The following is a 10,374-nucleotide window of genomic DNA, read 5'->3' as shown; positions in this document are numbered from 1 at the left end:
CCTACTTGATCTCTTCGACGGTGGCTTCGAGAGCGTGGCCGTTGATGTTGAGGCGCATCTTCTTCCACTTGGCACCGCCGGCGGGGGCCGGAGCAGTGGCAGCCGGGGCCGGCGCGGCCTGGGGAGCGGGAGCCGGTGCGGCAGCGGCGGGCGTGGCCATGCTGACGGTGGTCGGCTGGCTGGGCGCGTTCTTGCTCGCGTAGTGCTTCTTCAGCTCTTGCGGGAACATGGCCCAGATCACGCAATGCTCGTCGTTGGTCGGCAGGCCTTCCTTCTTCAGCTCTTCGCGCAGCTTTTCCATGCGCGGCTGGAGCAGGTCGGCCGGGCGCTCGGTGATGACCGGCTTCTTGGCCTTCTCGGAGGCGAGCTTTTGCACCTCGGGGTCGACCGGCGCGGGCGTCTGGCCGTAGTAGCCGAGCGCGATGTCCATCGCCTGCGGGCTGAAGTTCTTCCAGCGGCCAAACTTGACGTTGAGCATGGCTTGCACACCCACGATTTGCGAGGTGGGGGTGACGAGCGGGATCCAGCCGAGGGCTTCGCGCACGCGGGGGATTTCCGCAAATACTTCCTCGAAGCGGTCTTCCATCTTCTGCTCCTTCAACTGGTTGCGGAAGTTGGAGAGCATGCCGCCGGGCACCTGGTAGACGAGCGCGTCGCTGTCGACGACTTCGTTCTGGTGCTGGGTGAAGGAGCTGAGCTCACCGTAGACCTTGGTAAAGTGCTCGCGCAGGCGCTCCAGGCGCTTCATGTCGTAGTCCGGACGGCGCGCGTGGTCTTCGAGCATGGCCATCATGCGCACGGTGTCGGGCTGGGCCGTGCCGTTGGCAAAGGGCGTGATCGAGCAGTCCACCGCGTCCGCGCCCGCCTCGATGGCGGCGTAGTAGGTGGCGCCGCCGAGGCCGGCCGTTTCGTGCGTGTGGACCCACACGGGGATCTTCACGCGCTTCTTGAGGCCTTCGACGATGAGCTTGGTGCGGTGCGGGGGGATGAGGCCCGCCATGTCTTTGAGGCAAATGGAGTCGCAGCCGATCTTCTCCATCTCCTCGCCCAGCTCGATGAACTTTTCGACCGTGTGGAAGGGGCTGGTGGTGTAGCAGAGCGTGCCTTGGGCGTGCTTGCCGACCTTCTTCACCGCGTTGACGGCGGCTTGAAGGTTGCGCGGGTCGTTCAGCGCGTCGAACACGCGGAAGATGTCCATGCCGTGCGCGGCGGAGCGCTCGACGAAGGCTTCGACCACGTCGTCAGGGAAATTGGCGTATTGGACGATGTTCTGGCCGCGCAGCAGCATCATGTGCGGCGTATTGGGCGTGCCTTCCTTGATGCGGTCGAGGCGGTCGAACGGGAATTCGTTCAGGAACCGCAGCCCGGCGTCGATGGTCGCGCCGCCCCACGTTTCGAGCGCGCCGAAGCCCAGGGCGTCGAGATCGGCGAGGGCGGGCAGCATTTGCTCGGTGCGCATCCGGGTGGCCGCCAGGCTTTGGTGGCCGTCGCGCAACACGGTATTGTTGAAAGTGACTGGCTGTGGCATTTACAGGCAGGCTAAGCTGTCAATTTGCGGTACTCAACCTAATTCGAGCCGCTAATGCACAGAAAACGCGAAAGAAATGAATCTTATTGCCCGAGCGCGGCCTGAATGACGCTCACCGCGCTGACGAAGGCCGTCTCTACCCGCAGAATGCGCGGCCCCAGGCTCACCGGCTGGTAGCCGTGGGCAAAGATCTGCTGATACTCGCGATCCGAGAAATCGCCCTCCGGCCCCACCAACAGGGCGATTGAGCCCGGGCGCGGCGACAGGGCCTGCATCAGCTCCAACAGCGGGCGCGTCTCGGGGGTGAGAGCCGCGACCAGCTTGACCTCCGCCCCGGCCTGCGCCTGCAAAAACGCCTCCAGCGACTGCACGGGCGGAATCTCCGGCAGGTGAGGGTTGGCGCACTGCTTCAGCGCCTCGATGGCCACTGCCGTCCACTTCTCCACCTTGCTGTCGGCCCGCTTGGCGTCCAGCGACACCTCGCTGTGGTGGGTCGCCAGCGGGACCAGCACGGCCACGCCCAGCTCGGCGGCGCGGTGGACGACATTGTCCATCGTTTTACCCTTGGGCAGCGCCTGGCCCACAATCACCCGGGTCGGCGGCACCGGCAGGGAGGCAATCGCCCGCGCCTCCACCTCCGCCTGCTTCGCGTGGGCGACCGTCAGCGTGCCCAGCCAGCGATGCCCGCTGCCATCGAGCAGCAAGACGGGCTCGCCTTCGCGTGCGCGGCGTACCTTTACCAGGTGGTGGCTCTCTTCCGCGCTGAGGGCAAAGCGTTGCGGCCCACCCTCGGCGGGCAATTCAGGCTGGTAGACGCGCAAATCGGGCCAATCTTCCATGCGGCGCTATTGTTGAAAACGGTGGCCCAAGCGCGAGGAAATAGGGGCGTGCAAAGTTTACTTGCTGCCCGGCTTTTGCTGGCGCTGGACGGCCTTTTCGATCACGGGGTTGCGCTTCACGGGCGCCGCGCAGTCACCACCGCAGCCTCCGCCACAGGCCTTCTTTTTGCGGAAGATGAGCCCGCGCACCAGCCAGACGACGGCGGTGGCCACAATGAGGTAAATCAGCAGGCTTTGGAGGTCGGTCGGCATGACAAGGTAAAGATACGGGGTTATTGGAAGCCGAGCAACTGGCCGAGCTGGAAGACAAGCGCGCCGGCGATCCAGGCCACCGCAAACATGTAGACGACCTGGAAGCCCGCCCAGCGCCAGCTCTGGGTCTCGCGCTTGACGACCGCCACCGTACTGAGGCACTGCAGGGCGTAGACGAAGAAGACCATGATGCTGAGGCAAGTCAGCGGGGTGAAGACGGGCGAGCCGTCGGTCCGCTTCTGGTTGCGCAGGTTGTCGAGCAGGGAATCGGTGTCTTCGCCGCCGTCTTCGACGTTGTAGACGATGGCCATGGTCGAGACGAAGACTTCGCGGGCGGCAAAGCTGGCGATCACGCCGATGTTGATCTTCCAGTCGTAGCCCAGGGGGGAGAAGATCGGCTCCAGCGTGTGCCCGAGGCGACCGGCAAAGGAGTTGGCGAGGTGCTCCTGCGCGTGGTGCGCCTCGATCTCCGCCACCTGCTCTTCGGTCGCCCCTTCGGGGATTTCCTCGCTGAAGGGCGTCTGCGGGTAGTTCATGCCAAACCACAGCACGATGCTCAGCGCAAAGATCACGGTACCGGCGCGGCGCAGGAAGATGACCGCACGGTCGAACATTTCGCGCGCGATCTGCCCCCATTGCGGCCACTTGTAGGAGGGCAGCTCCATCACGAGGCTAGGCGTCTGCCCCTTGAAGAGGAACTTCTTGAAAATCAACGCAAAGAGCAGCGCACTGACCGTCCCGAGCATGTACAGGCCAAACATGATCAGCGCACGCTGCAGCGCCGTGCCTTCGCCTTCGGGGAAAAGGGCCGCGATCAGCACCAGGTAGACCGGGAGCCGGGCCGAACACGTCATGAACGGCGCGACGAGGATCGTCACCAGGCGGTCTTTGGCGCTCTCGATCGTGCGTGTGGCCATGATGCCGGGCACCGCACAGGCGTAGCTGGAGAGCAGGGGGATGAAGCTGCGGCCATGCAGCCCCACCTTGTTCATCAGCTTGTCGAGCATGAAGGCCGCGCGTGCCATGTAGCCGGTCGACTCCAGCAGCGCGATAAAGAAAAAGAGCAGCAGGATCTGCGGCAGGAAGATCACCACGCCGCCTACGCCGGCGATGATGCCGTCGACGATCAGGCCGCGCAAGGCACCCTCGGGCAGCATAGCGGCCGCCCATTCACCCACCGCGCCGACCAGGCCGTCGATCGCGTCCATGAAGGGCACTGCCAGCTGGAAGACGCTGTAGAAAAGCAGGGTGAGCACGCAGGAGAGCACGACGATGCCGCCCACCGGGTGGAGCAGCACCTTGTCGATCCGCTCCGTCATGCTCTTGCGGTTCGGGTTGAAGCGGTGGACCGTCTCGCGCATCAGGTCGCCGATCTGGGCGTAGCGTTGCGTGATGCGCTCGGAGCGCCAGCCCGGCAGCTCGCGGTCGAGGCGCTGCACCCATAGCTGGATGCGCGTCGAGGCGGGGCCGGCGTCGGTCGGGTCAAAATGGTCGATGTCGGCCAACAGCAGGCGGGCTTCTGCCCGGGCCAGGCCTTGATGCGGGCGCGCCCCCCGCTTGAGCACGGGCGCAATTTCCTTGATCGCCTCCTGCATCAGCTCCGGCACGGGCAGGCGCAGGCTGGAAGACGGGAGGTCGGCACGGCTCATGGCCAGCTTCAGCTCCGTCACGCCCTTGCCGCTGGCGGCGGCGCACCGGATCACGGGCACGCCGAGGCGGTGGCTCAGCTTTTCGGTATCGACGCGGATGCCCCGGCGCTCGGCCACGTCGATCATGTTGAGCACCAGGATCGTCGGCAGGCCGATCTCGATCACCTGGGTGGCGAGGTAGAGGTTGCGCTCGAGGTTGCTGGCGTCGATCACGCAGATCACCGCATCGGGCGCCGGCATGTCGCTCCGGCGGCCCAGCAGCACGTCGCGCATGATCTTCTCGTCTGGCGAGCGCACGCTGAGGCTGTAGGAGCCCGGGAGGTCGACGATCCGCATCGGGCGGCCATGCTGCGAGTAGCAGATGCCCTCCTTGCGCTCCACCGTTACGCCCGGATAGTTGCCCACCTTCTGGCGCAGGCCGGTCAGCGCGTTGAAGAGCGTGGTTTTGCCCGAATTGGGATTCCCCACCAGCGCAAAAAGCCGGCTAGCCTGGGCGTCGGCCGCTTGGGCGCCCGGTGAAGCGTTCGGATCTTCGGGAGAAAGGGTGGGTGTAGGAGCCGCCATGGGAAAATCGCAAAAGCTGGGCGCTAGACGAAGCGCACGGAGATGCCCGATGCTTCCCGCCGCCTCAGCGAAAGGTAATAGCCTCGCACCTCGACCTCCATCGGGTCGCCAAGCGGGGCATAACGGATGACCTTGATATGGGTGCCAGGCAGCAAGCCCATCTCCATCAACCGGATGGACTCACGTTCGTCCAAGGTCAGCGCCTCGATGATGGCTTCCTGACCTGGCTCAACCTGATGTAGACACAGCTGGGATACGCTCATAGAGCAAGATGGGCACCCTAGCAGCCGGTTCTAAAGGGTCAAAGTAAAATTGAGATTCATTCTTATCAGAATTTTACATTCCCCTGCGGTCCCTCTTCTGCCGGACTCTGGCCCGCGATCTGCAGAGGCTGGCAGACGTGAAACTGGTCTACGTGAGCGATTCCCAGCCGGGCTTTACCCGCAAGGGGGCAGGCAAGGGTTTTTATTACCTCGACGAGCGGGGGGAGAGGATCCGGGACCGCGAAGTTATCCAGCGCATCAAGTCGCTCGCCATCCCGCCTGCCTACCGCGACGTGTGGATCTGCCCCCTGCCCAACGGACACCTGCAGGCCACCGGGCGCGATGCCCGCCAGCGCAAGCAATACCGCTATCACCCCGACTGGAGCCAGAAACGCAACGACCGCAAATTTGAGCGGCTGCGCGAGGTGGGCGAGGTGCTGCCGGCCCTGCGCCAGCGCCTGCAGACCGATTTGCGCCGCCCGGAGCTCGACCGCCGCAAGGTGATCGCGGCCCTTTTGCGTGTGATGGACCGCACCGGCATCCGGGTGGGCAACGAGATTTATCGCCAGGAGAACCAGAGCCACGGCCTCACGACCCTCGACGAAGACCACGCGGAGGTAGAAGGCTACCACATCCACCTCGAATTTGTCGGCAAATCGGGGGTCGGAACCACGATCGACCTCGACGACCGCCGCGTGGCCAAGGTCATCAGCCTCTGCCACGACTTGCCCGGCCAGCGGCTCTTCACCTTTCGCGAGGCCGACGGCAGCGTGCACCCCGTCGACAGTGCCGACGTCAATGCCTACCTGCACGAGCTGGCGGGCGACTGGCTATCGTCGAAGTACCTGCGCACCTGGTACGCCAGCACCCTTGCCTACGACCGCCTGAGCGGTGCCGATTGCCGGGAGGAAGGCAAGACGGCTCGCAAAAAGACGGTAGTCGAGACGGTCAAGGCGGTGGCCCAGGAGCTGCACAACCGCCCGGCCACCTGCCGCAAATACTACATCCACCCCGCCTTGCTCGCCTCCTACGAAAACGACGGCTGTCTGCCCGAAGTTACCGTCGAGGAGAAGCATCGTCACCTCCGCGCCCACGAAGCACGCTTTCTGGCCTTCTTGCAGCAGGCGGGCGGATAGAAGCGGCTCAGCGAAACGGTTGCCCTGCCCCACCCTGCGGCGTGTGGAGGCGATCTACACCAGCTGCACTTCGGAGAGGTGCTCTCGCAGCTCTTCTTCGGTGGCCTTTTCGGGCAGGAGGGCGCTGAGAGCGTAGCGGTTTTGGCTCACGAGTTGCCAGAATTGGCGGGCGAGGGGCCGCAGGGCCGGTTGCTGCAGGCGGTTGGCCCAGTCGCGCCAGTCCTTGAGAGCCCAGAGGATGGTGATCCAGGCGTCGTCGCCGGTGTAGACGAGGCCGGTGTCGCTAATCACGATCATGTTTTCGCTCGCGTCGTGTTCGGCCAGCTCGGGGTAGGCCATCTGCACGCTGCGCGCCTGCACGGGGAGCAGCTCCAGCTCGAGGTAGGCGGGCTGGCGGATGAGCCAGTTTTTGCACTTGCGGCAAAACGCACAGTCTTGGTCGTAGAATACCAGCAATTTCATCATCTCATTTACCCTCTCCCCACTTCAACAGTGGCAATATGCGCGGCAGGATCTGGTTTTGCTCGCTGCGGGCGACGCGCTCCATGATGCCGTTGGTCAGCTCCACAAACTTGGCCAGCTCGTTGATCTGGCGGTGGAACTCGCGGCCTTCGGGGGTGTCGAACTGTTCGCTACGGTCGGCGCAGTCGGCCAGCACGCGCAGCGCCGGCTCGGTCTCGCGCCGTTTGCGCTCGCGGGTGACGATGCAGAAGATCTTCCACACGTCCTTCTCCGCCACAAAGTAGTCCTTGCGCTGGCCGGGGATCACCTCGGGATGCACGAGCCCCCAGCTTACCAGCTCGCGCAGGTTGGTATTGGCGTTGCCTCGGCTGATCTGCAGGGCCTCCATCACGTCGTCGGTGCAGACCGGCTCGGGCGAGATGAGCAGCAGGGCGTGGATCATCGCCATCGTGCGGTTGATGCCCCACGACGTGCCGAGCGCCCCCCAACTGCGCACAAAGTCGTCGCGCACACGTTGGAAGTCGCAGGAGGCGGTCGCTGGGGTATCGGTAGAGCTACTCATCGTATTTTCAGTAAATACTGAAAACTGGAATTCGCAAGGATATTCGCCCCACAGCGGGCTCCGCTGGTTGACCTCCGGTCGTTCGCGCGTGAAGAATGGCCTTTCCCCATCCGGGCCCCCGATCCATGCATGCTTTTTCTTCCCTAGTGACGCCCCTTCATGCCTTGCATCAGCCCTTGCCGCGTGAGGCGGTCGGTTTTATCGAAGCCCTCGGCCTGCCTACGCGGGAGAGTTATCTCGGCGCGACGAGCTTTGAAGAGCAGCTTTACGTCGAGTGGCTGGCCTCGCGCCTGGATTTTTCGCGAGGGCAAGTGGTCGACTTCGGCTCGTGGCTGGGTTCGTTTGCCCGGTCGGCGGCGCGGGGCTTGTTGAGCAACCCGACGGCGACACCTCGTATGCCACACGACCTGCGGATTCACGCCTACGACGCCTTCAAATGGCTGAAGAGCTTCGACGCATGGGTCTCCGACTTGCCCGGCGCGGCGGGGATGAAGCCGGGGGATGATTTTCAGCCGCTCTTCCGCGAATGGGTGGGCGCATACGCACCGTACATCGACTCCCATGCGGCCGACCTCGAAGTCGAGCCCTGGACAGGACAGCCGATTGCTTTGCTGATCAACGATGTATGGAAGTCGATCGCGATTGCCGACCACACGGTGCACAGCTTCATGCCCTGCCTCTTGCCCGGCGCAATGCTCGTCAATCAAGACTACCTGTGGCACACCGAGTCGTTTATCCAGGTCTTCATGCATCGCCTGCGGGACTATTTCGAGCCTGTCTACCAAGTCCCCAATGGTACGACGGTCAGTTTCGCCTGCAAACAGGCGGTTCCGGCCGACTTGCCGCACGTGAGCGACTTTGGCGACTTTACGCGCGAGGAGGTCGAGGCGGCGTTTGCGTGGTCGGCCACCTTCCTCGACGAGGTGGGGCAAGCGATCCTGCCCATGGCCAAGGCCTGGTGCCTGTGGAAGATGGGCCTGGAAGCGGAAGCCTCGGCCAGCGCGCGAGAGGTCTACCGCTCACCCCAGCTTTCGCACGGCTTCGTGCAATGGCAGCTCGAAACGTTCAAGCGCCTGCGCTACGGCTACTTGCTCGGGTAGCGCTTAACCCTGCTGCTCCATACGTTGCCGGATGTCGGCGACGACGGCTTCAATGTGGTCGGAGCAATCGACGACCCAGTCGGAGTAATGGGAGTAGAGCGGTTCGCGCTCGTTGAAGAGGTCAGCAATGGTCTGGCCCGGCTTGATCGCAAGGCCGCGCTGGGGGAAGGCGGCGATGCGGCGCTCGATCTCGGGCAACGGCACGCGGAGCCACACGATGGGGCCGAGCGTATGGAGGTGCTTCATCGCGCGGTCGCGATAGATCACGCTGCCGCCGGTGGCGATGACGGTGCGGCGGGGGTTGAGGGAGGCGCAGACGTCGGCCTCGATGTCGAGAAACTTGTCTTGCCCCACCTCGTCGACGATCTCCTGCAGGCGGCGCTCGCCGTAGCGGTTCTGGATCTCGATGTCGACATCCATGAAGTCGAACCCCAATTCCCGCGCCAGCAGCACGCCGACCGTGGATTTCCCGGCCCCGGCCATGCCGATCAGCACCAGATTTCGCGACTCACTCATGGGTAGACAGGTAAATGGAACAGGAGTTAAAAGGAGTTAAAAAGAGAGGAATGACAAAAATAGAGGGAGGATCGAGAAGACAACGCCGTTCTGCCCAAAAACCTCATTCTGATCGCAGAATCACTCCTTTGAACTCTTTTTAACTCCTGTTCCAGATAAAGACCGTGCGCGCTTAGATGACGGTGTTGCTGGGCACGACCCCGCCCTTGGGGACCATGACCACGCCGTCGCGGATCATCACGTCGCCTTGCTTGAAGAGGTCGGGCTTGCCTTCGGGGCTCAGGCGCACGTTGTCGCCGATGCGGGCATTCTTGTCGATGATCGCATTGGTGATGTGGCAGTTCTTGCCCACGCCGATCTTGGGCAGCTCGGTGCCTTGGAGGGACTGCTTTTCAGCGTCGGTCTCGAAGTAATCCGAGCCCATCATCACGACATTCTCGAGGTAGCTGCCTTCGCGCACCACCGAGCGCACGCCGATGACGCAACGCTTGATCGTGGCCTGGGTCAGGATCGAGCCGCCGGCCATGATGGAGGAGGTGAAGGTGGCGCCGTTGATCTTCGAGGCCGGGAGGTAGCGGGCGTGGGTGTAGACCGGGTTTTCCTGATCGAAGAAGTTGAAGGGCGGCACCACGTCGGTCAGAGCGAGGTTGGCCTCGTAGAACGACTTGACCGTGCCGATGTCTTCCCAGTAGCCCTGGAACACGTAGCCGCGCAGCTTCAGCTCGCCCAGCAGGTGGGGGATGATCTCCTTGCCGAAGTCGGTCAGGTGGTTGTCCAGCGCCTTGCGCAGCACGCTGCCGTTGAAGCAGTAGATGCCCATGCTCGCGAGCACGTACTTGGCGTCGCCATCGGTCTGGAGGTTGGCCGCGATGCTTTCGCCCACGGCGAGGCCTTCGATGATTTTCGGGTCGGTCGGCTTTTCGACAAACTCCTCGATCGTCAAATCGTCCCGCACGCGCATGAGGCCGAGGCCGTGGACTTCGTGGGTGCGCATCGCCTTGGCGGCGATGGTGATGTCCGTGCCCGACTCGAGGTGCTGGGTGATGAGGTCGTGGAAATCCATCTGGTAGAGCTGATCCCCGGAGAGGATCAGCACCAGATCGTTGTCCGACATGTTGAAGTGGTGCAGGTTCTGGCGCACGGCGTCGGCCGTGCCCTGATACCAGTTATCGCCCCGGATCGTCTGCTCGGCGGCGAGGATGTCCACAAAGCCGCCGCCAAAGGGGTCGAATTTGTAGCTGTCCTGGATGTGCCGGTGCAGCGAGGCCGTGTTGAACTGGGTCAGCACGAAAATGTTGTTGAGGCCGGAGTTGAGGCAGTTGCTGATCGGGATGTCGACCAAACGATACTTGCCAGCCAGGGGAACCGCGGGTTTGCAGCGTTCTGCCGTGAGCGGGTGCAGTCGGGTACCGCGACCGCCGCCCATGACAACGCAAATCACGCGGGTTTTCATCGGAGAATTCTGACGCATGAGGGGCGTAAGGGGGATTGTGGGCTCTAGCT

The 10,374-nt window shown here is 63.5% G+C and carries 11 protein-coding genes; 2 read left to right on the top strand and 9 right to left on the bottom strand.

Features of this window, described 5'->3' with window-relative positions; genetic code table 11:
- Position 1 precedes the first annotated feature (1 nt).
- From Q7P63_04955 to Q7P63_04935, 5 genes are all read right to left on the bottom strand, one after another.
- Complete coding sequence (locus Q7P63_04955) at positions 2–1,528, bottom strand: pyruvate carboxylase subunit B (GenBank protein ID MDP0499432.1); 1,527 nt, start codon at positions 1,526–1,528, stop codon at positions 2–4.
- A gap of 83 nt (positions 1,529–1,611) precedes the next feature.
- The gene (locus Q7P63_04950; GenBank protein ID MDP0499431.1) at positions 1,612–2,367 is read right to left on the bottom strand and encodes an RsmE family RNA methyltransferase; all 756 of its coding nucleotides are present in this window, start codon (positions 2,365–2,367) and stop codon (positions 1,612–1,614) included.
- Positions 2,368–2,424: 57 nt separating this feature from the next.
- Positions 2,425–2,619, bottom strand: a complete 195-nt coding sequence (locus tag Q7P63_04945; protein MDP0499430.1) for a FeoB-associated Cys-rich membrane protein — start codon at positions 2,617–2,619, stop codon at positions 2,425–2,427.
- A gap of 20 nt (positions 2,620–2,639) precedes the next feature.
- Entirely contained in the window at positions 2,640–4,832 is a 2,193-nt protein-coding gene (feoB, locus tag Q7P63_04940) for a ferrous iron transport protein B (protein MDP0499429.1), read from the bottom strand.
- Positions 4,833–4,855: 23 nt separating this feature from the next.
- The gene (locus Q7P63_04935) at positions 4,856–5,095 is read right to left on the bottom strand and encodes a FeoA family protein (GenBank protein MDP0499428.1); all 240 of its coding nucleotides are present in this window, start codon (positions 5,093–5,095) and stop codon (positions 4,856–4,858) included.
- A gap of 137 nt (positions 5,096–5,232) precedes the next feature.
- On the opposite strand from Q7P63_04935, the gene Q7P63_04930 reads away from it, so the two are divergent.
- Positions 5,233–6,231, top strand: a complete 999-nt coding sequence (locus Q7P63_04930) for a DNA topoisomerase IB (protein ID MDP0499427.1) — start codon at positions 5,233–5,235, stop codon at positions 6,229–6,231.
- Positions 6,232–6,285: 54 nt separating this feature from the next.
- On the opposite strand, the gene Q7P63_04925 is transcribed toward Q7P63_04930, so the two are convergent.
- Together Q7P63_04925 and Q7P63_04920 are read right to left on the bottom strand one after the other, a co-directional pair.
- Complete coding sequence (locus Q7P63_04925; GenBank protein ID MDP0499426.1) at positions 6,286–6,696, bottom strand: DUF393 domain-containing protein; 411 nt, start codon at positions 6,694–6,696, stop codon at positions 6,286–6,288.
- Between the two features lies 1 nt (position 6,697).
- On the bottom strand, positions 6,698–7,255 hold the full coding sequence (locus Q7P63_04920; GenBank protein ID MDP0499425.1) for a transcriptional regulator: 558 nt from the start codon (positions 7,253–7,255) through the stop codon (positions 6,698–6,700).
- Positions 7,256–7,401: 146 nt separating this feature from the next.
- Here Q7P63_04920 and Q7P63_04915 point away from each other — a divergent pair, with 146 nt between their 5' ends.
- Positions 7,402–8,355: a hypothetical protein gene (locus Q7P63_04915; protein ID MDP0499424.1), complete on the top strand. Its 954-nt coding sequence runs from the start codon at positions 7,402–7,404 to the stop codon at positions 8,353–8,355.
- A 3-nt stretch (positions 8,356–8,358) separates the two neighbouring features.
- Here the strand turns inward: Q7P63_04915 and thrB are convergent, their stop codons facing one another.
- On the bottom strand, positions 8,359–8,871 hold the full coding sequence (thrB, locus tag Q7P63_04910) for a homoserine kinase (GenBank protein MDP0499423.1): 513 nt from the start codon (positions 8,869–8,871) through the stop codon (positions 8,359–8,361).
- 172 nt (positions 8,872–9,043) lie between these two features.
- Positions 9,044–10,324, bottom strand: coding sequence for a glucose-1-phosphate adenylyltransferase (locus Q7P63_04905; protein ID MDP0499422.1), 1,281 nt, complete (start codon positions 10,322–10,324; stop codon positions 9,044–9,046).
- Positions 10,325–10,374: the final 50 nt, after the last annotated feature.

It is taken from the genome of Verrucomicrobiota bacterium JB022 (assembly GCA_030673845.1).
In the GTDB taxonomy this organism is placed as follows: domain Bacteria; phylum Verrucomicrobiota; class Verrucomicrobiia; order Opitutales; family Oceanipulchritudinaceae; genus WOUP01.
This window is presented reverse-complemented; position numbering and strand designations above follow the sequence as displayed.